Below are 23,859 nucleotides of genomic sequence, written 5' to 3'. Positions count from 1 at the left end.
CAGTGCGCCGCCCGACCCAGGTGGCTCCCGAGTCCCAGGGCTGCGCTACAACGACCGCCCTACGCGGTACCCGCACCTTCCGGCGCCTTCGCGGCGGCGGGTCCGGCGGCCTTGGGTGGGGCGGGCCGGGCTGCCTCGCGGTCGGGCGCGAGCGGATCGGTCACCGTTCCGGACTCCTCGTCGAAGAGCCCCTGCGCCAGCCTGGTCACCGCTGCGGGGACCGGCGGCGCCAGGTCGGCCACAGCTCGGAGACCGGACAGGACGTCGTCGGGTCGCACGGCAGGTGTCACGTGCCGAACGACCAGCCGCAGTATCGCACAGGGCCCGTCCCCCGGCCTATCAGGCCGGGACCGAACCCCCTCCGTACCCGTCGGCGTGACAGCTTCCAGGCCGGCCACGGCCCCCCGTGCGTCGAAGGTCCGCAGACCGTTCTTCGTACGGCGCTCGACCTCGACCGACTCGGCGGCCAGGAAGGCGGCCACGGCCTCTTCCGCCGCGCGCGGCTCGACGCCGTCCAGCCGCAGCTCCCACACGGAAGCGGTCAGCCGGTCGGCGAGCCCCGATGTACGTGCCTCGACAGCGTCGATGATGTCCAGGCCGGCCGGCAGCGACTCGTCGAGCAGCTCACGCAGCTTGTCCGGGTCGCACACCTCCACCAGGGCGATCTCCAGGAACTCGGCCTCGCTGCCCGTGCCGGTGGGTGCGGCATTGGCGTACGACACCTTCGGATGCGGGGTGAACCCCGCCGAGTACGCCATGGGCACCTCGGCGCGGCGCAGCGCCCGCTCGAAGGCGCGCTGGAAGTCACGGTGGCTGGTGAACCGGAGGCGGCCGCGCTTGGTGTAGCGCAGTCGGATGCGCTGCACCGCCGGTGCGGGTGGCGGGCCTTCGGGCTGTCGCTTGCCCAGTGGTTCTTCTCCTCGGTGCGGGCGGTACGCGGTGACGCGCCGCCCTCGGACGTGGGGGTGACCCCGGGTCCCGGCTCAGCCCCGCTTTCGCGGGGAGATCTCGGGTGCGGGGTTCGCGCCGGGGACGATCGTTGTACTACCCAGAGTACGCGTACGGCCCTCCCGCGGTTCCCCGCCCTCAGCTGGACGGTCCCCGCCCAGCTGCGCCCGCCGGGGCCGGGGAGCTCAGGCGTCCGTCCGAATCCAGTAGCGGAGCTTTCCGCCGCGCTGGTCCTCCAGTACCCCGCCGGCCGCCTCGATCACCTTCCGCGACGGGATATTGGTGGTGTCGCAGGTGACCAGGACGGATTCGAGGCCGATGGCACGGGCGACGGGCAGGGACGCGGTGAGCATGGCGGTCGCGTGGCCCTGCCGCCGCGCGGTGGGACGTACGGCATAGCCGATATGGCCGCCCAGCTCGCGCAGGAACGGGTTGAGCCGGTGGCGGATGGCGAGCCGTCCCAGAAAGGTTTCGCCCTCGACGTACCAGAGTGTGGTGTTGGGCACCCACCCCTCGATCCGCGGGGTCTCCTCCAGCGGCTCGGCGTTGAGCCGCGCCACATACGCGGCGAAGACCTCGGGCCGGTGCCAGGTCCCGCCGAACTCCTCCATCTCGTGCAGGAGTAACGAGCGCTCGTCCGCGCCCTCTTCGACGAATTCCTTCATGGCGTCCAGGAAGGAGGCGTGGATCCGGATGTCAGGGGCGATGAGCTGCGGCATCAGCCCATTGTGCAGGCGTGCGGTACGGCCCGGCGCGCGCTGGGTCACGCCGGGCCGCAGCCCGCTACTTGACGACAGTGAGCGGCAGCAGCTTCTTGCCCGTGGGGCCGATCTGGATCTCGGTGTCCATCTGCGGGCAGACACCGCAGTCGAAGCACGGCGTCCAGCGGCAGTCCTCGACCTCGGTCTCGTCGAGCGCGTCCTGCCAGTCCTCCCAGAGCCAGTCCTTGTCGAGACCGGAGTCCAGATGGTCCCAGGGCAGGACCTCCTCGTACGTACGCTCGCGCGTCGTGTACCAGGCGACGTCCACGCCGAGCTCCGGCAGCGTCTTCTCCGCGCAGGCCATCCAGCGGTCGTAGGAGAAGTGCTCACGCCAGCCGTCGAACCGGCCGCCGTCCTCGTACACCGCGCGGATGACCGCGCCGACCCGCCGGTCGCCGCGCGAGAGGAGGCCCTCGACGATGCCGGGCTTGCCGTCGTGGTAGCGGAAGCCGATGGAGCGGCCGTACTTCTTGTCGCCGCGGATCTTGTCGCGGAGCTTCTCCAGACGGGCGTCGGTCTCCTCGGCGCTGAGCTGCGGCGCCCACTGGAACGGGGTGTGCGGCTTGGGTACGAACCCGCCGATCGAGACCGTACAGCGGATGTCGTTCTGGCCGGACACCTTGCGGCCCTCGGCGATCACCCTGACCGCCATGTCGCCGATCTGGAGGACGTCCTCGTCGGTCTCGGTGGGCAGACCGCACATGAAGTACAGCTTCACCTGCCGCCAGCCGTTGCCGTACGCGGTGGAGACCGTACGGATCAGGTCCTCCTCCGAGACCATCTTGTTGATGACCTTGCGCAGCCGCTCGGAGCCGCCCTCGGGCGCGAAGGTCAGACCGGACCTGCGGCCGTTCCTGGTCAGCTCGTTGGCCAGATCGACATTGAACGCGTCGACGCGGGTGGACGGGAGCGACAGCCCGACCTTGTCCTCCTCGTAGCGGTCCGCGAGCCCCTTGGCGATATCGCCGATCTCGCTGTGGTCGGCGGAGGAGAGCGAGAGCAGCCCGACCTCCTCGAAGCCGGTCGCCTTCAGCCCCTTCTCGACCATCTCACCGATTCCGGTGATGCTGCGCTCGCGCACCGGGCGGGTGATCATGCCCGCCTGGCAGAACCGGCAGCCGCGTGTGCAGCCGCGGAAGATCTCCACGGACATCCGCTCGTGGACGGTCTCGGCGAGCGGGACGAGCGGCTGCTTCGGGTACGGCCACTCGTCGAGGTCCATCACGGTGTGCTTGGACACCCGCCACGGGACGCCGGACCTGTTCGGTACGACACGGGCGATCCGGCCGTCCGGCAGATACTCGACGTCGTAGAAGCCGGGGACGTACACCCCGCCGGTCTTCGCGAGCCGGAAGAGGACCTCCTCGCGCCCGCCGGGGCGGCCCTCCGCCTTCCAGGCCCGGATGATCTCGGTGATCTCCAGCACGGCCTGCTCACCGTCGCCGATGACCGCGCAGTCGATGAACTCGGCGATCGGCTCGGGGTTGAAGGCGGCGTGGCCGCCGGCGAGCACGATGGGGTGGTCGACGGTACGGTCCCGGGCCGCGAGCGGAATGCCCGCGAGGTCCAGGGCGGTGAGCATGTTGGTGTAGCCGAGCTCGGTCGAGAAGCTCAGCCCGAAGACGTCGAAGGCGCCGACCGGCCGGTGGCTGTCCACCGTGAACTGCGGGACCTTGTGCTCGCGCATCAGCTCTTCGAGGTCCGGCCAGACGCTGTACGTACGCTCGGCGAGCACGCCCTCGCGCTCGTTCAGTACCTCGTAAAGGATCATGACGCCCTGGTTGGGGAGCCCGACCTCGTAGGCGTCCGGGTACATCAGCGCCCAGCGGACATCGGTGGAATCCCACGGCTTGACCGTGGAGTTCAGTTCACCACCGACGTACTGGATCGGCTTCTGCACATGCGGGAGCAGGGCTTCGAGCTGCGGGAAGACCGATTCGGCAGGCATCACGGCGATCTTTCGTGGACTGACAGATGCGAACATTCAGCCTACCCCGATGGTCACCCGGTCAGATCCGCCCGCAAGCGGGGGTCGGACGCCTTCTCCCACAGCTCCGGCAGCTCCCGTTCACGGCGCTCGCCCTGGGCCTCCTCCTGACCGTGGAGCAGGCCCCAGGTGAAGGCGGACTCGCCCGCCGTATGGGCCTGGACCGCGAGATCACGGAGGGCTTCACGGGCCACCACGCTGTCCTGGTGGTCACCGAGCGCGGTCTGGAGGGCCTTCATGCGGTTGGCGAACCGCTTGGCCGCCTTGCCCAGGGCGGGCCGGGCCGCCTCGGCGGCGTAGCGGGCGCGCTTGGCGGCCTTGCGGGCGTTGTGCATCGCCAGGTCGCGTTCCTCACCCGGCGCGAGCGCCAGCGCGTGGCCGACCCGGCCGGCCAAGCGCTCGTAGTTCTTGAGGATCGCCCTGGGCAGCGCCTTCGCGGCGGGCTGCGCCGCGTCCGGCCGCAGCGGCGGCGCGGTGAGCAGTCCGTCGAGTGTGTCCAGCAGGGTCAGATACCGCTCGCTGTCGAGTACGGCGACGGTCCTGCTCCGGGATCCGGCGCGCTGGGCGGCGTCCCAGGACCGGAGCCGGGCGCGCACCGGCCCGAGGAGCAGAGTCACGGGCAGCGCGTCGATCCGGGAACCCAGCCGCTCGTCGAGGACTTCATGGTCGCGGTCGACGCCCAGCTCCGCCGCGACCCACTTGAGCTCCTCGGCGACCGGGTCGGTGACCGACCGGTCGAGGATCTTGCGGTACGTACGGAAGGCGGAGCGCAGCCGGCGGGTGGCGACCCGCAGCTGGTGCACGGAGTCCGGCAGATCGCGGCGTACGGCGGCGTCCTGGGCGACGATCGCGTCGGCCTGGTCGCGCAGATAGGCGAGGATATGGTCCCCGGCGCTGCGCGGCCCGCCCGTGGACGCCTTGTCCCCGGCGCTGCCCGGCTCGTGGGGCGCCGTCTCGGCCAGTGCCCTGCCGAGCTTCGACGCGGCGGACGCCGGGCGCAGACCGGCCTTGCGCAGCTTCTTCTCCACCGCGTCGAGGATCGCGGGATCGGCGTCGTCGCCCAGCTCCACCTCGACCTCGGTCCAGGAGACGGTCCCGGTGTCCTCGCCGCCGGTGTCCCCGGTGAGACGTCGCGCCCGTACGGCGTCCACGCTCGCCTCGGCGAGCGGCGTGCCCTTCGCGTCGAGCAGCTCAAGGACATCGCGTGAGGTCGTCAGCCGTACGACGGGGATCAGCCCGGCGCTGCGTACCCGCGAGCGGACCAGCGCGGCGAGTTCGTCGGGAAGGGTGTCCGCGAGCGGCGCCCGGATCTCGTCACGGATGCCGGTGGAGACCGGGAACTTCAGATGCCAGCCCTCGTCGCCACCGCCTGTGCGGCGCCGCAGCGTGACATGGTCCGCGGTGAGGCGCAGATCCGCGGTGTCGTAGTAGACGGCGTCCAGTGCCACGACGCCCCGGGCGCGAACGGACGCGACCCCCTTCACTCCGGTGAGATCCGGCAGTCCGGAGGGTTCATCGGCGTGGGAGGGCGCGGGAAGTTCGTATTTGCGCTCGATCTCTCGCTTTGTGTCCGCCATGTACCGAATTTAGTCCCAGGGGCGGCCCTTGGGCAGCCCCTGGGACCTGTCCGGGGCGTGCCCGGGCATCGCTCAGGCCGACATCGGCCGCTGCACCCTGATCGACTGGAGCAGTCCGACGGCGATCCACGCCGCGAACATGGCGGTGCCTCCGTACGAGACGAACGGCAGCGGCAGACCCGCCACCGGCATGATCCCGAGCGTCATCCCGATGTTCTCGAAGGACTGGAACGCGAACCAGGCGATGATCCCCGCCGCGACGATCGTGCCGTACAGCTCGGTGGTCTCCCGGGCGATCCGGCAGGCACGCCACAGGACCACACCGAGCAGCACCAGGATGAGCCCCGCGCCGACGAAGCCCAGCTCCTCGCCCGCGACCGTGAAGACGAAGTCGGTCTGCTGCTCGGGCACGAACTGGCCGGTGGTCTGGGAGCCGTGGAAGAGCCCGGTGCCGGTGAGTCCGCCGGAGCCGATGGCGATCCGCGCCTGGTTGGTGTTGTAGCCGACGCCCGCCGGGTCCAGCTCCGGGTTGGCGAAGGCCGCGAAGCGGTTGATCTGGTACTCGTCGAGCACGCCGAGCGCCGCGACCGCGATGGCGCCCGCCACCCCCGCGCCGACCAGCCCGATGATCCAGCGGTTGGAGGCGCCGGAGGCGAGCAGGACGCCGAGCACGATGACGGCCATGACCATCACGGAGCCGAGGTCCGGCATCAGCATGACGATGGCCATCGGGACGACGGCGAGGACGAGGGATTTCGCGACCGTGCGATGGTCCGGATGGACCTGGTCCCCGGCGTCCACCCGGGCCGCCAGCATGACCGCCATGGCCAGGATGATCGTGACCTTCACGAACTCGGAGGGCTGGAGGGTGAAGCCGCCGCCGATCACGATCCAGGCATGGGCACCGTTGATGGTCGCACCGAGCGGGGTGAGGACCAGCAGGACCAGGACGACGGAGAGCCCGTACAGCGCCGGGACCGCCCCGCGCATGAGGCGGTGCCCGACCCAGATCGTGCCGATCATCAGGGCGATCCCGATACCGGTGTTGAGCAGGTGGCGTACGAGGAAGTAGTACGGATCGCCCTGGTTCAGCTGGGTGCGGTTACGGGTCGCCGACCAGACCAGCAGCGAGCCGACCAGCGACAGGGCGAGCGCCGAGAAGAGCAGCGGCCAGTCGAGTCTGCGCACCATCGAGTCGCGGGCCACGAGCTTGGCCCAGGTCCCCCGCTCCGGACCGTATCCGGAGACCGAGAAGCCACTTGTGCCGGCCATCGCTCAGTCCCTCCCAATGGGCACGTCGGTGTCGTCGGTGTCGGTGTCGGTGTCGGTGTCGAGCGGGCCCGCCAGCAGCTGCTCGTCCGGGGTTTCCTTCACCGGCTCGTACGGCCTGATCTTCGGCGCGTCGATCGAACCGTCCGGCTGGATCTTCGGCAGTTCCTTGCGCGGCTCGGGCATCAGCGCCTTGCCGACGTCCTGGTCGCCCTTGGCGTTCAGCCCGTACATCGCCTCGTAGATCTTTCGCACGGCGGGCCCCGAGGCTCCGGAGCCGGTACCACCCTGCGAGATCGTCATGACGATCGTGTAGTCCTCGGTGTACGAGGCGAACCACGAGGTCGTCTGCTTGCCGTAGACCTCGGCCGTACCCGTCTTGGCGTGCATCGGGATCTTGTCCTGCGGCCAGCCGCCGAACCGCCAGGCGGCGGAGCCGGTGGTCGTGACCGCCGCGAGGGCTTCGTTGATCTGCTCCAGCGTCCGCCCCCGCGTCGGCAGCTTGCCGTGGGACTTGGGCGCGATCTCCTCGACCCGCTTGCCGTCGGCGCTGACGATCGCCTTGCCGACCGTGGGGTCGTAGAGGGTGCCGCCGTTGGCGATGGCCGAGTAGATGGTCGCCATCTGGATCGGGGTGACGAGGGTGTCGCCCTGGCCGATCGAGTAGTTGACGGAGTCACCGGCGCGCATCCGGTTGCCTTCGAGGCAGCCCTCGTAGGCGATCTTCTCGACGTAGGTGCCGCCCTTCTTGCCCTGCTTGCACCAGCTGACCTTGTTGGCCTCCCAGAAGCTCTGCTTCCACTGGCGGTCCGGAATGCGTCCGGTGACCTCGTTGGGGAGGTCGATGCCGGTCTCCTTGCCGAGGCCGAACTGGTGCGCGGTCTTGTAGAACCAGTCGTTGGGATGCTTCGGCTTCATGCCGCCGTCTTTCTGCCACTCCTTGTGCGCGATGCCGTAGAAGACGGTGTCGCAGGAGACTTCGAGGGCCTTGCCGAGGGTGATGCTGCCGTAGCCCCTGGACTCGAAGTTCTGGAAGACCTGGCCGCCGACGCTGTACGAACTGGGGCAGGGGTAGTTGCCGTTGAACTTGTATCCGGCGTTGACCGCGGCGGTCGACGAGACGACCTTGAAGATCGAGCCGGGGGCGGCCTGGCCCTGGATCGCCCGGTTCAGCAGCGGGAAGTTGGACTTCTTGCCGGTGAGCCTGGCGTACTCCTTGGCGGAGATGCCGCCGACCCACGCGTTGGGGTCGTACGTCGGCAGGGAGGCCATCGCGACGACCCGTCCGGTCTTCGCCTCCATGACCACCGCGGCACCGGAGTCCGCCTTGTAGTGCTCTCCGGTGTTGCGGTCCATCTCCTTGCGGGCGGCCTTCATCGCCTCGTTCAGCTCGTACTCCGTGACGGCCTGTACGCGCGCGTCTATCGACGTGACGACATTGGCTCCGGGCTCGGCCTTGTCGTTGCGCGCCTGGCCGATGACGCGGCCGAGGTTGTCGACCTCGTACCGGGTGACTCCCGCCTTGCCGCGCAACTGCTTGTCATAGGTGCGCTCCAGGCCGGAGCGGCCCACCTGGTCGGAGCGGAGATACGGCGAGTCGCTCTGCTGGGCCTTGGTGATCTCGTCGTCGGTGACGGGCGAGAGATAGCCGAGCACCTGAGCGGTGTTGGCGAGCCCGGGCGCGGCGTAGCGGCGTACGGCGGTGGGCTCGGCGGTGACGCCGGGGAAGTCCTCGGCGCGCTCCCGGATCTGCAGGGCCTGCTGGGTGGTGGCCTCGTCGGTGACCGGGATCGGCTGGTAGGGCGAACCGTTCCAGCAGGGTTTGGGGGTCTTCGAGTCGCAGAGCCTGACCTTGTCCATGACGTCCTTGGGCTTCATGTCGAGGACATCGGCGAGCCGGGTCAGGACGGCCACCCCCTTGTCCGGCATCTTCATCAGCTCGGTACGGCTGGTGGAGACGACGAGCCGGGTCTCGTTGTCGGCGAGCGCGACCCCGCGGCTGTCGAGAATCGAGCCGCGGACGGCCGGCTGGACGACCTGCTGTACGTGGTTGCTCTTGGCCTCGTCCGTGTACTCCTGGCCGTTGCGGACCTGGAGGTACCAGAGCCGGCCGCCGAGGGTGAGGAGAAGCGAGAAGACAAGGACTTGAATGATGATGAGCCGGATCTGGACCCGCGGTGTCCGCCCGGTCTCCGGAATATTGCTCACTGCGATCCCCCACGGACGGTACGGCCGGACGGTGCGTGGCCGGCCGGACGCGCGGGCGTCCGCGCGACGGCCGCCGGGTGATGCGGTGTCACAGTCGCTTGACCCCCTTGATACGACCGGCCCGCGTGGCGCGGTTACGGGCGGCCCTCAGCCGCAGTCCGCCACGCTGGCCGCCGATCCGCAGGCCGGTACCGGTGGTGGTCCAGCCGGACGCGACATCGGCGCCGCCGCTGCTCTGGGTCTCGGCGAGCGGATCGTTCTCGGCGCGTCTGGCCAGGAACATGATCAGCGGAACGGTGAACGGCGCGAGCAGCAGATCGTAGACCGCGGCGGTGAACAGCAGGCCGGCCAGACCGACATGACGGGCGGCGGTGTCCCCGACGAGCGCGCCGACCGCCGCGTACAGCAGGGTCGAGCCGAGCGCCGCGCCGACGACCGCGGCCATCGGCACGAACGCCGAGCGCATCTGGCCCTTCTCCGGGCGGGCCAGTCCGGCCAGATAGCCGATCACACAGAGCACCAGGGCATAGCGGCCGGCGGCATGGTCGGCCGGCGGCGCCAGATCGGCCAGCAGTCCGGCGCCGAAGCCGATGAACGCGCCGCCCACATGGCCGTACACGAAGGCCAGGGCGAGGACGACGAGGAGCATCAGATCGGGGACGGCGCCGGGGAGCTGGAGTCTGGCGAGTACGGACACCTGGATGACGAGGGCGACCACGACCAGCGTGGTCGAGAGCAGAATCCGGTTGAAGCGCATGGGGATCAGCCCTACTCCTGGTCGTCTGCTTGGCCGTTGGCGTTGGGATCCGGATTGGCGTTCGGGTCCGGATTGGCGTTGGCGTCCGGATTGCCGGTACCGGCCTCGCCGTTCGCCTCGACATCGGCGTTGGGCGACGGGGTGACCGTGACGGTGACGGTGGGCGTCGGGGTGGGCTGCGACTTGGGCGGCAGGACCGTGTCGCGCGGGTCCTGCCGGGGGGCCTCCACGACGATGCCGACGAGGTCGAGCTTGGTGAAGCCGACGAAGGGGCGTACGTACAGGGTCCGGGTCAGATCGCCGCCGGACGGGTCGACCTGGACCACCTCGCCGACCGGGACGCCCGGCACGAACGGCTTGTCCTTGCTGGATCCGAAGGTGACCAGCCGGTCGCCCTTCTTGATCTTGGCCTTGCCGTTGAGGAGCTGGACGGAGAGCGGACGGTCGCCCTGGCCGGTGGCGAAGCCGAGTTCGTCGCTGCTCTCCATCCGGGTGCCGACGGTGAAGTCCGGGTCATTGGCGAGCAGTACGGTCGATGTGCTCGGGCCGACGGTCGTGACACGCCCGACAAGTCCGTCACCATTCAGCACGGTCATATCGCGCGCGATGCCGTCCTTGGCACCGATATCGATGGTGATGGTCCAGGAGAATCCCTGGGCCGCTCCTATGGCGATGACCTCGGCGCCCTTGATTCCGTACTGACCGGCTCCGGCCTTCGCGAGCATCTTGTCCAGTTCGCGTACCCGGCTGCGATTGCGGTCGTCACTGCCGAGCCGCTGTTTCAGCTCGGTGTTCTCCTTCTGGAGCACGGCGATGCGATTGTGCCGCGCACCGGAATCCCGTACCGCTCCTATGGCATTGCCCACCGGATTGACCGCGGACGCGACACCGCTCTCCACCGGACCGAAGACCGTCGCGGCGGCGTGCCGCGCGCCGTCGACCGGGGAATCCTCGCCACCACGGATATCCACCGTGATCAGTGCGAACGCGATGGCGATCAGCAGCACCAGGAGCAAACGGCTCTCTCGTGTGTCCCTCACGTGCGGCGGCCGTGCCTTCCTCGTAGGAATGATTCTGCGGTTATATCAACGATCCGCCGCGCGGGAGTTCGAGGCCCCCGCCGGTCGTCCCCCCGGCCCGGAGGACCGGAGGGACGGGGACTCCTCCGTCATCGGCGGGGCTGTGCGTCCAGCACCTGCTGAAGCGCCTCGAACTCCTCGACACACTTGCCGGATCCGAGCGCCACGGAGTCCAGTGGATCCTCGGCGATATGGATCGGCATCCCGGTCTCGCGACGCAGCCGCTCATCGAGACCGCGCAGCAGGGCGCCGCCGCCGGTGAGCACGATCCCGCGGTCCATCACATCGCCCGACAGCTCGGGCGGGCACTTGTCGAGCGTGGTCTTCACCGCGTCGACGATCGCGTTGACCGGCTCCTCGATGGCCTTGCGCACCTCGGCGGCGGAGATGACCACGGTCTTCGGCAGCCCGGAGACCAGGTCACGGCCGCGGATCTCGGTGTGCTCGTCCTTGTCGAGGTCGTATGCGGAACCGATGGTGATCTTGATGCTCTCGGCGGTCCGCTCACCGAGGAGGAGCGAGTACTCCTTCTTGATGTGCTGGATGATCGCGTTGTCCAACTCGTCGCCGGCGACCCGGATGGACTGTGCCGTGACGATTCCGCCGAGCGAGATCACGGCGACCTCGGTCGTACCCCCGCCGATGTCCACGACCATGTTGCCGGTGGCCTCGTGGACGGGGAGTCCCGAGCCGATGGCCGCGGCCATGGGCTCCTCGATGATGTGCACCTGGCGCGCACCCGCCTGGGTGGACGCTTCGATGACGGCGCGACGCTCAACGCCCGTGATACCGGAGGGCACACAGACGACGACCCGCGGGCGCGCCAGATAGCGGCGTTTGTGGATCTTCAGGATGAAGTAGCGCAGCATGCGCTCGGTGATTTCGAAGTCGGCGATAACGCCGTCCTTCAGTGGCCGGACGGCAACGATGTTGCCCGGTGTCCGGCCGATCATCTTCTTCGCCTCGGCGCCGACCGCGAGAATACCGCCGGTGTTGGTGTTGATGGCGACGACGGACGGCTCGTTGAGTACGATCCCCCGGCCTCTGACGTACACCAGCGTGTTGGCGGTCCCGAGGTCGACAGCCATGTCACGGCCGATGAACGACATGTTGTTCCCCATGAGGATGCGTCTGGCCTTCCCAAGCGTTGATGGCTTTTCAGGATGGCGAGGTGGGTGCTGTGGCTTGGAGGTTTCCATCGTAGTGCCGTCGCAAGGACGACGGCGCGGTGGCCCACCTCAGTAAGGGTGACGAAGTGTCGGACCGATGCGTTCCCGAAAGTGGCTTAGATATGCCCAAAGGCGACCGAATTCCTTCGGTCGCCCCAGGCGATCAGCTCCGTTTGGCTGACAAGCGGTCAGGAAAGTCCCGGGAAGAAGATTTTGAGTTCCCGAATGGCGGACTCCTCCGAGTCCGAAGCGTGGATCAGGTTCTCCCTGACGATGGTCCCGAAGTCCCCCCGGATGGACCCCGGCGCTGCGGCGATCGGGTCAGTCGGACCGGCGAGCGCGCGGACGCCCTCGATGACCCGCTCGCCGTCGACGACCAGGGCGACGACCGGTCCCGAGGCCATGAACGCGACCAGCGGCTCGTAGAAGGGCTTCCCCTTGTGCTCGCCGTAGTGCTGCTCCAGCGTGTCCTGGTCGAGCGTGCGCAGCTCCATGGCGCTGATGGTCCAGCCGGCCTTGCGCTCGATACGGCCGACGATCTCGCCGACCAGGCCGCGGCGTACGGCATCGGGCTTGAGCAGGACAAGCGTGCGCTGGCTCACTGTGCGGGCTCCTTCTACTACGGGGTGCGGGCCCTCAGAGGCTACAGGGCATACCACACCGTCGATCACACAGCGTCAGCCTCTGCCGATGACTGTTCGGCCCAGCGCGCCTTCGCCACGTCGATCTGCCGCCCGAAGTGGACCGAGGCCCCCCACAGGGCCGCGAAGATCACGCCGAGGACGAACATCGCGGGCACCACGAAACCGCTGGCGACCAGCGCGATCTGGAGCGCCCAGCCGAGCTGGACACCGCCCGGACGGGTGATCACCCCGCAGAGCACCAGGGACAGCAGCATCGCGACGCCACAGACCGTCCAGACCGTCCCCACCGACAGATCGTCCGACTTCATCGCGACGAGACCGGCGAAGCCGATCACGAAGAACTCACCGATCAGTGTGGACGCACAGAGCGTACGCATGGGGTTCAGCGCCTCCTCAGCAGCAGCCGGGCCTCGCCGACCGTGATCACCGAGCCGGTGACCAGGACCCCGGCGCCCGCGAACTCGGACTCCTCCTCGGCGAGCGTGATCGCCGCCTCCAGCGCGTCATCGAGGCGCGGCTCGACCTGGACCCGGTCGTCCCCGAATACCTCGACGGCGACAGCCGCCAGCTCATCCGCGCCCAGCGCGCGGAAACTGGAGTTCTGCGTGACGACGACCTCCGAGCAGATCGGCTCCAGGGCCTCCAGCACCCCGCGGACGTCCTTGCCGTCGCTGGAACCCACCACACCGATCAGCCGGCTGAAGCCGAACGACTCGGTGAGGGCCTCGGCCGCGGCACGCGCCCCGGCCGGGTTGTGCGCCGCGTCCAGCACCACCGTCGGCGAGCGCCGTACGACTTCGAGGCGGCCGGGCGAGGAGACCGAGGCGAACGCCTTGCGGACCGTGTCCATGTCGAGCCGGCGGGCGTGCTGCGCGCCGATCCCGAAGAACGCCTCCACGGCGGCGAGCGCCACCGACGCGTTCTGCGCCTGATGCGCGCCGTACAGCGGAAGGAAGATCTGCTCGTACTCACCGCCGAGACCGCGCAGGGTCAGCAGCTGGCCGCCGACTGCGATCTCGCGGGCGACCACACCGAACTCCATGCCCGCGCGGGCGACCGTCGCGTCCACGTCGACGGCCTTCTTCAGCATCACCTGCGCGGCGTCCACCGGCTGCTGCGCCAGGATGACCGTCGCGCCCGGCTTGATGATCCCGGACTTCTCCACGGCGATCTCGCCGGGTGTGGAGCCGAGCCGGTCCGTGTGGTCCAGATCGATCGGCATGACGACGGCGACGGAGGCGTCGATGACATTCGTCGCGTCCCAGGTGCCGCCCATGCCGACCTCGACCACGGCGACATCCACCGGCGCGTCCGCGAAGGCGGCGTAGGCCATACCGGTCAGCACCTCGAAGAAGGAGAGCCGGTACTCCTGCGCGCCGTCGACCATCTCGACATACGGCTTGATGTCCTCGTACGTCTCGATGAACCGCTCGGCGGAGATCGGGGCGCCGTCCAGACTGATCCGCTCGGTGATGGACTGGACATGCGGGCTCGTGTACCGGCCGGTACGCAGATCGAACGCGCCGAGCAGCGCCTCGATCATGCGGGCCGTGGAGGTCTTGCCGTTGGTGCCGGTGATGTGGATCGACGGATAGGCGCGCTGGGGGTCGCCCAGCACATCCATCAGACCCTTGATCCTGGTGACGGACGGGTCGAGTTTCGTCTCGCCCCAGCGGCCCGCCAGCTCCTGCTCGACGGCGCGCAGCGCCTTGTCCACCTCCGGGTCCTCGGGGCGGGCCGGGACGCCGTCACCCTGCGCGGGCCCGGCCTGGGCGCGCAGCGTACGGCTGCCGGCCTCGATCACCGCGAGGTCGGGGTCTCGGTCGGTCGCGGCGTCGACGATCTCATCGAATTCGTCGTACTCGCCGGGCTGGTCGGAAGGACGGTGCTCGCTCACGCGACCAGTCTACGGAGCACCACCGACACCGGTCGCCCGCGCCCCGGCTCCGCGCGACGACGAGGCCCCCGGCCGGATGGCGGGGGGCCTCGTACTGGTGCGGGTACTCGTCGGGTCAGCCCTGGGGCAGGCCCGCGAGCTGTGCGGTCAGCCGCTCGATGTCCGCCTCGGCCTTGGTGAGCCGGCCGCGGATCTTCTCGACCACATTGTCGGGGGCTTTGGCGAGGAACGCCTCGTTGCCGAGCTTCGCCGTCGCCTGCGCCTTCTCCTTCTCCGCCGCGCCGAGGTCCTTCGTCAGCCGCTTGCGCTCCGCCTCGATGTCGATCGTGCCCGACAGATCGAGCGCGACCGTCGCCCCCTCGACCGGCAGCGTCGCGGTGGCGTGGAAGCCCTCGCCCTCCGGCTGGAGGCGCAGCAGCTGCCGGATGGCCGCCTCGTGCGCGGCCAGCGGCGTACCCGTGAGATCCAGCCGTGCCGGGACCTTCTGGCCGGGCTGGAGCCCCTGGTCGGAACGGAACCGACGGACCTCGGTGATCACCTGCTGAAGGTGTTCGATCTCCCGCTCGGCCGCCGTGTCACGGAACCCGCCGTCGGCCGGCCAGTCGGCGACGACGACCGACTCCTTGCCGGTGAGCGTGGTCCAGAGCGTCTCGGTGACGAAGGGGATGATCGGGTGCAGCAGACGCAGGGTGACATCGAGGACCTCGCCGAGGACCCGCCCGGAGACCTTCGCCGCCTCGCCGCCCTCGATGAAGGTGGTCTTGGACAGCTCCACGTACCAGTCGAAGACCTCGTCCCAGGCGAAGTGGAAGAGGGAGTCCGACAACTTCGCGAACTGGTAGTCCTCGTAGTACGCGTCGACCTCCGCGACCACGGCGTTCAGCCGCGACAGGATCCACCGGTCGGTGGCGGACATGTCGGCCGCGTCGGGCAGCGGGCCCTCGACGGTCGCGCCGTTCATCATCGCGAAGCGCGTGGCGTTCCAGACCTTGTTGGCGAAGTTCCTGGAGCCCTGGACCCAGTCCTCGCCGATCGGCACGTCGACACCCGGGTTGGCGCCGCGGGCCAGGGTGAACCGGACCGCGTCGGTCCCGTACGTGTCCATCCAGTCGAGCGGATTGACGACGTTGCCGAAGGTCTTCGACATCTTCTTGCCGTGCTCGTCACGGACCATGCCGTGCAGCACGATCGTACGGAACGGCGGTGTGCCGTCCATCGCGTACAGACCGAACATCATCATCCGGGCGACCCAGAAGAAGAGGATGTCGTAGCCGGTGATCAGGATCGAGTTCGGATAGAACTTCTCGACGCTCGGGGTCTGTTCGGGCCAGCCGAGCGTGGAGAACGGCCACAGCCCCGACGAGAACCAGGTGTCCAGGACATCCGTGTCCTGCGTCCAGCCCTCGCCGGTCGGCGCCTCGTCGTCGGGACCGACACAGACGGTCTCGCCGTTCGGCCCGTACCAGACGGGGATGCGGTGGCCCCACCACAGCTGCCGGGAGATGCACCAGTCGTGGAGGTTGTCGACCCAGCCGAAGTAGCGGGACTCCATCTCCTTCGGGTGGATGGCGACCTCGCCGTCACGGACGGCGTCCCCGGCCGCCTTGGCCAGCGGCCCGACCTTGACCCACCACTGGAGCGAGAGGCGCGGCTCGATGGTCGTCTTGCAGCGGGAGCAGTGTCCGACGGAGTGCGTGTACGGGCGCTTCTCGGCGACGATACGGCCCTCGGCCCGCAGCGCGGCGACGATGGCGCTGCGCGCCTCCAACCGGTCGAGCCCCTCGAACGGCCCGGGGACGGTGATCACGGCGCGCTCGTCCATGACCGTGATGTTCGGCAGATCGTGCCGACGGCCGATCTCGAAGTCGTTCGGGTCGTGCGCGGGTGTCACCTTGACGGCGCCCGTACCGAACTCCGGGTCGACATGGGTGTCCGCGACGACCGGGATCGTACGGTCGGTGAGCGGCAGCTTGATCCGCTTGCCGACGAGATGCGCGTACCGCTCGTCGTCGGGGTGGACGGCGACGGCCGTGTCACCGAGCATCGTCTCGGCGCGAGTGGTGGCGACGACGACCGAGTCCTCGCCCTCGCCGTACTTCAGCGAGACCAGCTCGCCGTCGTCGTCCTGGTACTCGACCTCGATGTCGGAGATCGCGGTGAGACAGCGCGGGCACCAGTTGATGATGCGCTCGGCGCGGTAGATCAGCTCGTCGTCGTAGAGCCTCTTGAAGATCGTCTGAACGGCCTTGGACAGCCCCTCGTCCATGGTGAACCGCTCACGCGACCAGGCGACACCGTCCCCGAGCCGGCGCATCTGTCCGGAGATCTGTCCGCCGGACTCGGCCTTCCACTTCCAGACGCGCTCGACGAACGCCTCGCGCCCCAGGTCGTGCCGGGACTTGCCCTCCTTGCCCAGCTCGCGCTCGACGACGTTCTGAGTGGCGATGCCCGCGTGGTCCATGCCGGGCTGCCACAGCGTCTCGTACCCCTGCATGCGCTTGCGGCGGGTGACGGCGTCGATGAGCGTGTGCTCGAAGGCGTGCCCGAGGTGCAGGCTGCCGGTGACGTTCGGCGGCGGGATGACGACGGTGAACGGCGGCTTCTCGCTCTTCTCGTCGGCCTCGAAGTAACCGCGGTCTACCCAGCGCTCGTACAGCTTCCCCTCTACCTCGGCCGGAACGTACTGGGTCGGCAGTTCGGGGTTGCTGGCTGGCTGCTGCTGAGTGTTCTCGGTCACGGGGCACAGTTTAGAGGTGTCACCGCCCCGTACTGAAACGGGATAGTTCGGTAACGGTGCGGCCCCGGGTGGCCCCGGTCTCCGGCTCGTCCGTCAGGATGTTCGGAACGCATAAGCAACTCACAGGGGACAGCACATGAGTTATAACCAGCCGGGCCCATACGGTGGGCAGCAGCCGCAGCAGCCAGGACCGTACGGCCAGCCGGGTCCTTACGGCCAGCAGCCGCCGCAGGGGTCTCCGGGGCCCGGCTACGGTTATCCGCAGCAGCCCCCGCAGGGCGTCCCTCCGCAGGGCGTACCCCCGCAGCCGCCGCAGGGCTACGGCTATCCGCAGCAGCCGGGACCGTACGGCCAGCCGCCCCAGCAGCCGCCTTACGGCCAGCAGCCCCCTTACGGCGGCGGCCAGTACCCGCCCCCGCCCGGCCAGGCCCCCAAGAAGAAGACGGGCCTGATAATCGGCGCGTCCGTGCTGGCGCTCGCGGTGATCGCGGGCGGCGCGTACTTCCTGGTGGGAGGCGGCGGCGGCGCCTCCGTCGCGGACGACGGCCCGCACAAGCTGACGACGCCGGCGACGGTGCTCAACGGCGAGTACAAGAAGGGCGAGAGCAGCGGCGGCGACGGCGGCATGACCGAGAGCGACCTCAAGGACGCCGAGAGCTGGGGCGTGAAGAACCCCAAGGACGTCAGCGCCGACTACGAGGCGGGCGACAAGGACAACCCGCTGGCCGGCAAGGCCCTGAACTTCGGCGGGGTCTATGGCGAGATCGACGACCCGGAGAAGGTCGTCGACGCCATGTTCGCCTATATGAAGAAGAAGTCCACGGAGGAGAAGGACTCCTTGGGCGAGATGGTCGGCAGCCCTCAGGCGTTCACGCCCGAGGGTCTGGACAACGCGGTCCTGAAGTGCCAGGAGCTGAAGATCAAGAACGACGGGTCAGGCACCGGCGCCGCCACGGGACCGAAGGAAGTCACCTTCCCCCTCTGCATCTGGGGCGACCGCAGCACCCTGGGCTTCTCCATGCACATCGAGATCGCGAGCGCGATGGCGGGCAAGAGCACGTCTCTTGAAGACGCCGCGGCGATCGCCGCCAAGCTCCGCAACGACGTCCGCGTCAAGCTCTGAGGGCCTAGCAGCAGAGGGGCGCCCGGCCAGTTGGACTGGCCGGGCGCCCCTCTGTTGTGCGTACGCGGTCCGTTACGGCGACGGTTACGCGGACTTCTCGTGGCGGCCGTCGCTCTTCACGATGCGCGGCTCGCGCGGGACCAGCGTCGGGTTCACGTTGTCACGGACGACCTCCGCCGTGATGACGACCCGGGCGACGTCCTTGCGGGACGGCACCTCGTACATCACCGACTGGAGCACCTCTTCGAGGATCGCGCGCAGACCGCGCGCGCCCGTGCCGCGCAGGATCGCCTGGTCGGCGATGGCCTCCAGGGAGGGGCGGTCGAAGTCCAGCTCCACACCGTCGAGTTCGAAGAGCCGCTGATACTGCTTCACCAGCGCGTTGCGCGGCTCGACCAGGATCTGGAGCAGGGCCTCGCGGTCCAGGTTGTGGACGGAGGTGAGGACCGGGAGCCGGCCGATGAACTCCGGGATCATCCCGAACTTCACCAGATCTTCCGGCATGACCTCCTGGAACTGGTCGCTCGCCTCGATCTCGCGCTTCGAGCGGATCGTGGCGCCGAAGCCGATGCCCTTCGCTCCCGCGCGCGACTCGATGATCTTCTCCAGGCCGGCGAAGGCGCCGCCCACGATGAAGAGCACGTTCGTCGTATCGATCTGGATGAACTCCTGGTGCGGGTGTTTCCGGCCGCCCTGCGGCGGTACGGAGGCCGTGGTGCCTTCCAGGATCTTCAGCAGGGCCTGCTGGACACCCTCGCCCGAGACATCGCGGGTGATCGACGGGTTCTCGCTCTTGCGGGCGACCTTGTCGATCTCGTCGATGTAGATGATTCCGGTCTCGGCCTTCTTGACGTCGTAGTCGGCCGCCTGGATCAGCTTCAGCAGGATGTTCTCGACGTCCTCGCCCACATAACCGGCCTCGGTCAGCGCGGTGGCGTCGGCGATCGCGAACGGTACGTTCAGCATGCGCGCCAGCGTCTGGGCGAGCAGGGTCTTGCCCGAGCCGGTCGGGCCCAGCAGAAGGATGTTGGACTTGGCGAGCTCGATCGCGTCCTCGCGGCCGGACACTCCGCCGTTCTCTCCGGCCTGAACCCGCTTGTAGTGGTTGTAGACCGCCACGGAGAGGGCCTTCTTCGCGGGCTCCTGCCCGACGACGTATCCCTCAAGGAACTCGTAGATCTCGCGCGGCTTGGGCAGTTCCTCCCACCGCACCTCGGAGGTCTCCGCGAGCTCCTCCTCGATGATCTCGTTGCAGAGGTCGATGCACTCGTCGCAGATGTACACACCGGGACCCGCGATGAGCTTCTTCACCTGCTTCTGGCTCTTCCCGCAGAACGAGCACTTGAGCAGATCGCCGCCATCACCGATGCGTGCCACGAGGTGCTTCCCCTTCGCCTGGGAGCAGCCTGGTTCAGCGGCTCCTGTGCCTCATATCCGACGGTACCTTGCCCGGGCCCTCGTTCGGGCCCCCCTTGGCGCGGTTCACACGTGGTCGTGGGACCGCGCCAAGGGCGCCGGGTGTGTCAGGCGGCCGCAGCGGCCGTGGTCTTGCGGGTCGACACGATCTGGTCGACGAGTCCGTACGCCAGCGCGTCCTCGGCGGTCAGGATCTTGTCGCGCTCGATGTCGTCGCGGACCTTCTCGATCGGCGTCGTCGAGTGCTTCGCCAGCATCTCTTCGAGCTGGGCGCGCATCCGCAGGATCTCGTTGGCCGCGATCTCCAGGTCGGAGAGCTGCTCCCGGCCGGTCTGGCTGGACGGCTGGTGGATGAGCACGCGCGCGTTCGGCAGCGCCAGTCGCTTGCCGGCGGTGCCGGCGGCGAGCAGCACGGCGGCGGCGGAGGCGGCCTGGCCCATGCACACGGTCTGGATGTCCGGCTTCACGAACTGCATCGTGTCGTAGATGGCGGTGAGCGCCGTCATCGAGCCACCGGGGCTGTTGATGTAGATCGAGATGTCACGGTCCGGATCCATCGACTCCAGGCAGAGCAGCTGCGCCATGACGTCGTTGGCGGAGGCGTCGTCGATCTGCACCCCGAGGAAGATCACGCGCTCCTCGAAGAGCTTCGCGTACGGGTCGTACTCGCGCACGCCCTGCGACGTGCGCTCCACGAAGCGCGGGACGACGTAACGGTTGTCCACCTGCGGGCCGGTGTAGAGGCCGCTCGCGGAGTAGTTGTTCATATGGGTGTTCACCATCCTGTGGCGTTCGGTGGGCTGGGCCGGCTGGTCGGGGCTGGTGATCTCAGGCCCCGGTACCGCCGCCGCCCGGAACACCCGAAGCAGCGGAGATGATCTCGTCGATGATGCCGTAGGCCTTGGCCTCCTCGGCGGTGAACCAGCGGTCGCGGTCACCGTCGCGGATGATCGCCTCTTCCGTCTGGCCGGTGTGGCGCGCGGTGATCTCGGCCATGCGCTTCTTCGTACGGAGCAGCTGCTCGGCCTGGATCTTGATGTCGGAGGCGGTGCCGCCGAGGCCCGCGGAGCCCTGGTGCATGAGGATGTCGGTGTGCGGCAGCGCGAAGCGCTTGCCCGCGGTGCCGCCGGTCAGCAGGAACTGGCCCATCGAAGCGGCGAGGCCCATACCGATGGTGACCACGTCGTTCGGGATGTACTGCATGGTGTCGTAGACGGCCATACCGGCTGTCACCGAGCCACCGGGGCTGTTGATGTAGAGGTAGATGTCCTTCTCGGGTTCGGCCGCGAGGAGGAGGAGCTGCGCCGTGATCTTGTTGGCGATGTCGTCGTCGACCTGCTGGCCGAGGAAGATGATCCGCTCTCCGAGCAGCCGGCTGTAGACCTGGTCGCCGAGGCCACCACCGAGGGACGGCTCACCGGCGGCGTAAGGCATCAGATTCGTCACGTATACACCTGCTCGTCTCTGACGGCTGCGGCCGTCTCAGCGTCTTCGTACCGGGGACGGGAAACTCCCCTGCCCTCGTATTCATGGACCCTAACGCGCTGGTCGGCGCGGGCCATCCCGCTTCCGTGGCTGTTCGCTGGGAGCGCAAGGCAGTTGGGGCTCCGTACGGCCCTGAGCGGGCCTGTCGGTCCTCCCGGGCCCCCCGGTGCCACCCCGGGCGCCGTCGGCCCTCACCGGGTCCCGTACGGCCCCGGGGGCGGACGGGACGGGCCCCGGTCGCATGTGCGTCCGGGGCCCGTCCTGGTGTTCAGAGCGAGACGGCTCAGGCCTCGTTCTTGTCGGCCTTCTCCTCGGCCTTGGTGTCGGCCTTCGCCTCGGCGTCGGCCTCGGTGGAGTCGGCGGCCTCGGCGGCTTCGGCCGACTCGTCCTCGTCCTCGTCGTCCAGGTCGACGATCTCACCGTTCGTGTCGATCACCTTGGCGGCCTCGACGACCACCGCGAGCGCCTTGCCGCGGGCGACCTCGCCGACCAGCATCGGCACCTGGCCACCCTCGACGACCGCCTGGGCGAACTGGTCGGGGGACATGCCGGAGGACTGCGCGCGCCGCATGAGGTGCTCGGTCAGCTCCTCCTGGTTGACGTTCAGCTTCTCCTTGTTCACCAGCTCATCCAGGATGAACTGGGTCTTGATGCCCTTCTCCGCCTGCTCCTTGGTCTCGGCGTCGAACTCTTCCTCGGTCTTGCCCTGGATCTCCAGGTACTTGGCGAGGTCGAGGCCCATCTGACCGAGCTGGTGGTGCTCCAGGTTGTGCTTGCGGGTGTTGATCTCCTCCGCGAGCAGCTTCTCGGGGATCGGCACCTCGGCCAGCTTGAGCAGCTCGTCGAGGACGCGCTCCTGGGCCTGGGTGGCCTGGTCGTACTGCTTGCTGCTCTCCAGCCGCTTGCGGCTGTCGGCCTTCAGCTCGTCGAGCGTGTCGAACTCGCTCGCCATCTGCGCGAACTCGTCGTCCAGCTCGGGCAGCTCACGGGCGGCGACCTGGCTGACCTTGACGGTGACCTCGGCGGCCTTGCCCTCGGCGGCGCCGCCCTTCAGCTCGGAGGTGAAGGTGGCCTCGCCGCCGGCCTCCAGGCCGATGACGGCCTCGTCGATGCCGTCGAGCAGCTCACCGGAGCCGATGGTGTACTGCACGCCGGTGGCGACACCGTCGGGCAGGACCTCGCCGTCGACCTTGGCCTCAAGGTCGATCGTCACGACATCGCCCTCGGCGGCGGCGCGCTCGACCGGGTTGGTGGAGGCGAAGCGGTCGCGCAGCTGCTCGACCGCCTTGTCGACGTCCTCGTCGCTGACTTCGATGGAGTCGACGGTGACCTCGATACCCGAGTAGTCCGGGATCTCGATGACCGGCCGGATGTCCACCTCGGCGGTGAAGGCCAGCAGCTCGCCGTCCTTGAGCTCGGTGATGTCGACCTCGGGCTGGCCGAGGACATTGAGCTCACCCTCGTTGACCGCGTCGGTGTAGAACTTCGGGAGGGCGTCGTTGACGGCCTCCTCCAGCACAGCACCACGGCCGAACCGCTGGTCGATGACGCGGGCCGGGATCTTGCCCTTGCGGAAGCCCTTCACCGTGACCTGCTGGTTGATCTTCTTGTACGCCGCGTCGAGGCTGTCCTTGAGCTCCTCGAAGGGCACCTCGACAGTGAGCCGAACCCGGGTCGGGTTCAGGGTCTCCACGGCGCTCTTCACGGTTCGGTCTCCTTGGTGGCTGATTCTTGGGTTCTGCCGGTCCGCCGCGGTGCGGCGCGATCCAGCGGATCGGCCCGGTTCCTCAGAGACTCTTCAGACACACGGGCACGCAGCTTGCATAGTAACCGGAAGCGAGAAGAGCCCCACAATGCGATCTTGCGACGCGATCTTGAAAAATGGTCGGGGTGGCCGGATTCGAACCGACGACCTTCCGCTCCCAAAGCGGACGCGCTACCAAGCTGCGCCACACCCCGTCGGTGCGACACGTAGGGTACATGCCCGCGAGCATGCGGCCGACCGCTTTGCCCGTGCCTCGACCGCCGCTTTACCGGTGTGCGGCGAGCGCCCGGGACCCGCTACGATGTGGTCCGTGCCGAGGCCGCATGACCTGCGGCACGACGCGTGCGGGCGTAGCTCAATGGTAGAGCCCTAGTCTTCCAAACTAGCTACGCGGGTTCGATTCCCGTCGCCCGCTCTTGGTAGCAACTCATGGGTCGGAGCCGGTTTCCGTGTGACACGGAGGCGGGCTCTCCTCGTTTCCGCTCCCGCGCCCCGCCGCCGGCCGCCGTCGCCGCCGCTAGAAACTGATCTGGTTGATCATTTCGGCCAGGGAGTTCATGAAGTTGTTCACCGACGGAGCGATGTTGGTGGAGGCGAGGAAGAAGCCGAACAGGATCGCGACTATCGCGGGGCCGCCTTTGAGGGAGCCACCGCGTATGAGCACCACGAGAACGACCGCCAACAGAACCACCACAGACAGCGAAATGGCCACACTGATCACACCCTCGGTCGGTCCGCCTAGCCCAGCCCCGGGAAGCGCGCACGCCACACCCCCGCTCCGACCATCGTGCCATCAACCTCCGCGCGGATGTTGCCCGGTGACGAATCAGCGACATCACGATCGCGCCAATCGCGCCCCCCGCGCGCCGGGTTCCGCGCGAGCGCGACGCGCACGGGTCGCCCGCGCGTGAATGGCGCGTGGACCCGAATTCAAATCAATCGCTTCCCGGTGGACACAACTCATTCACAACCCATTCTCCCCCTTTCGAATGACCGGTCGACCGTCACATTGGCCGGGGTCGGGCATATGGAATAAG

Annotated in this window: 19 protein-coding genes and 2 tRNA genes; 2 read left to right on the top strand and 19 right to left on the bottom strand. The window is 68.5% G+C overall.

What is annotated here, in order from left to right:
• Positions 1 to 59: 59 nt before the first annotated feature.
• From AB0M67_RS12210 to AB0M67_RS12150, 13 genes are all read right to left on the bottom strand, one after another.
• Positions 60 to 866 (bottom strand): TIGR03936 family radical SAM-associated protein, encoded by an 807-nt coding sequence (locus tag AB0M67_RS12210; RefSeq protein WP_365745257.1) that lies wholly within the window; start codon positions 864 to 866, stop codon positions 60 to 62.
• A gap of 267 nt (positions 867 to 1,133) precedes the next feature.
• Entirely contained in the window at positions 1,134 to 1,667 is a 534-nt protein-coding gene (locus AB0M67_RS12205) for a GNAT family N-acetyltransferase (RefSeq protein WP_365745256.1), read from the bottom strand.
• Between the two features lie 64 nt (positions 1,668 to 1,731).
• Positions 1,732 to 3,657 carry a TIGR03960 family B12-binding radical SAM protein gene (locus AB0M67_RS12200; RefSeq protein WP_365745255.1) on the bottom strand — a complete coding sequence of 642 codons (1,926 nt, stop codon included), beginning with the start codon at positions 3,655 to 3,657 and terminating at the stop codon, positions 1,732 to 1,734.
• Positions 3,658 to 3,710: 53 nt separating this feature from the next.
• Positions 3,711 to 5,273: a CYTH and CHAD domain-containing protein gene (locus AB0M67_RS12195; RefSeq protein WP_365745254.1), complete on the bottom strand. Its 1,563-nt coding sequence runs from the start codon at positions 5,271 to 5,273 to the stop codon at positions 3,711 to 3,713.
• Between the two features lie 72 nt (positions 5,274 to 5,345).
• The gene (gene rodA / locus AB0M67_RS12190; RefSeq protein ID WP_365745253.1) at positions 5,346 to 6,545 is read right to left on the bottom strand and encodes a rod shape-determining protein RodA; all 1,200 of its coding nucleotides are present in this window, start codon (positions 6,543 to 6,545) and stop codon (positions 5,346 to 5,348) included.
• 3 nt (positions 6,546 to 6,548) lie between these two features.
• Positions 6,549 to 8,750 (bottom strand): penicillin-binding protein 2, encoded by a 2,202-nt coding sequence (gene mrdA / locus AB0M67_RS12185; protein ID WP_365745252.1) that lies wholly within the window; start codon positions 8,748 to 8,750, stop codon positions 6,549 to 6,551.
• A gap of 88 nt (positions 8,751 to 8,838) precedes the next feature.
• Entirely contained in the window at positions 8,839 to 9,507 is a 669-nt protein-coding gene (gene mreD / locus AB0M67_RS12180) for a rod shape-determining protein MreD (RefSeq protein ID WP_365745250.1), read from the bottom strand.
• 11 nt (positions 9,508 to 9,518) lie between these two features.
• Positions 9,519 to 10,547 (bottom strand): rod shape-determining protein MreC, encoded by a 1,029-nt coding sequence (gene mreC, locus AB0M67_RS12175; protein ID WP_365745249.1) that lies wholly within the window; start codon positions 10,545 to 10,547, stop codon positions 9,519 to 9,521.
• A 128-nt stretch (positions 10,548 to 10,675) separates the two neighbouring features.
• Entirely contained in the window at positions 10,676 to 11,695 is a 1,020-nt protein-coding gene (locus AB0M67_RS12170; RefSeq protein WP_030352375.1) for a rod shape-determining protein, read from the bottom strand.
• 248 nt (positions 11,696 to 11,943) lie between these two features.
• The gene (ndk, locus tag AB0M67_RS12165) at positions 11,944 to 12,357 is read right to left on the bottom strand and encodes a nucleoside-diphosphate kinase (RefSeq protein WP_249949357.1); all 414 of its coding nucleotides are present in this window, start codon (positions 12,355 to 12,357) and stop codon (positions 11,944 to 11,946) included.
• Positions 12,358 to 12,422: 65 nt separating this feature from the next.
• The gene (locus tag AB0M67_RS12160; RefSeq protein WP_365745248.1) at positions 12,423 to 12,776 is read right to left on the bottom strand and encodes a DUF4233 domain-containing protein; all 354 of its coding nucleotides are present in this window, start codon (positions 12,774 to 12,776) and stop codon (positions 12,423 to 12,425) included.
• A 5-nt stretch (positions 12,777 to 12,781) separates the two neighbouring features.
• A complete protein-coding gene (locus tag AB0M67_RS12155) occupies positions 12,782 to 14,296 on the bottom strand; it encodes a folylpolyglutamate synthase/dihydrofolate synthase family protein (RefSeq protein ID WP_365745246.1) in 1,515 nt (504 codons plus the stop codon).
• Between the two features lie 115 nt (positions 14,297 to 14,411).
• Positions 14,412 to 17,033, bottom strand: coding sequence for a valine--tRNA ligase (locus tag AB0M67_RS12150; protein WP_365745244.1), 2,622 nt, complete (start codon positions 17,031 to 17,033; stop codon positions 14,412 to 14,414).
• A gap of 136 nt (positions 17,034 to 17,169) precedes the next feature.
• Between AB0M67_RS12150 and AB0M67_RS12145 the strand changes: the two genes are divergently transcribed.
• Positions 17,170 to 18,156 carry a hypothetical protein gene (locus tag AB0M67_RS12145; RefSeq protein ID WP_365745242.1) on the top strand — a complete coding sequence of 329 codons (987 nt, stop codon included), beginning with the start codon at positions 17,170 to 17,172 and terminating at the stop codon, positions 18,154 to 18,156.
• 84 nt (positions 18,157 to 18,240) lie between these two features.
• On the opposite strand, the gene clpX is transcribed toward AB0M67_RS12145, so the two are convergent.
• The 5 genes from clpX to AB0M67_RS12120 all read right to left on the bottom strand — a co-directional run bounded on the left by clpX (position 18,241) and on the right by AB0M67_RS12120 (position 23,016).
• Entirely contained in the window at positions 18,241 to 19,533 is a 1,293-nt protein-coding gene (gene clpX, locus AB0M67_RS12140) for an ATP-dependent Clp protease ATP-binding subunit ClpX (protein WP_249949362.1), read from the bottom strand.
• 146 nt (positions 19,534 to 19,679) lie between these two features.
• Complete coding sequence (locus AB0M67_RS12135) at positions 19,680 to 20,354, bottom strand: ATP-dependent Clp protease proteolytic subunit (RefSeq protein WP_030352382.1); 675 nt, start codon at positions 20,352 to 20,354, stop codon at positions 19,680 to 19,682.
• A gap of 46 nt (positions 20,355 to 20,400) precedes the next feature.
• A complete protein-coding gene (locus AB0M67_RS12130) occupies positions 20,401 to 21,006 on the bottom strand; it encodes an ATP-dependent Clp protease proteolytic subunit (RefSeq protein WP_030352383.1) in 606 nt (201 codons plus the stop codon).
• Between the two features lie 334 nt (positions 21,007 to 21,340).
• Positions 21,341 to 22,762: a trigger factor gene (gene tig, locus AB0M67_RS12125; protein WP_365745240.1), complete on the bottom strand. Its 1,422-nt coding sequence runs from the start codon at positions 22,760 to 22,762 to the stop codon at positions 21,341 to 21,343.
• 177 nt (positions 22,763 to 22,939) lie between these two features.
• Positions 22,940 to 23,016: transfer RNA gene (locus tag AB0M67_RS12120), tRNA-Pro, on the bottom strand.
• A 150-nt stretch (positions 23,017 to 23,166) separates the two neighbouring features.
• Here AB0M67_RS12120 and AB0M67_RS12115 point away from each other — a divergent pair.
• Positions 23,167 to 23,237: transfer RNA gene (locus tag AB0M67_RS12115), tRNA-Gly, on the top strand.
• A 102-nt stretch (positions 23,238 to 23,339) separates the two neighbouring features.
• Here AB0M67_RS12115 and AB0M67_RS12110 read toward each other — a convergent pair.
• Positions 23,340 to 23,534 carry a hypothetical protein gene (locus AB0M67_RS12110; protein WP_351388120.1) on the bottom strand — a complete coding sequence of 65 codons (195 nt, stop codon included), beginning with the start codon at positions 23,532 to 23,534 and terminating at the stop codon, positions 23,340 to 23,342.
• Between the last annotated feature and the right edge of the window lie 325 nt (positions 23,535 to 23,859).

Source organism: Streptomyces sp. NPDC051662 (genome assembly GCF_040681655.1).
Taxonomy (GTDB): domain Bacteria; phylum Actinomycetota; class Actinomycetes; order Streptomycetales; family Streptomycetaceae; genus Streptomyces.
Note: the sequence above shows the minus strand (reverse complement) of the source record. Positions and strands in the feature narration are given on the sequence as shown.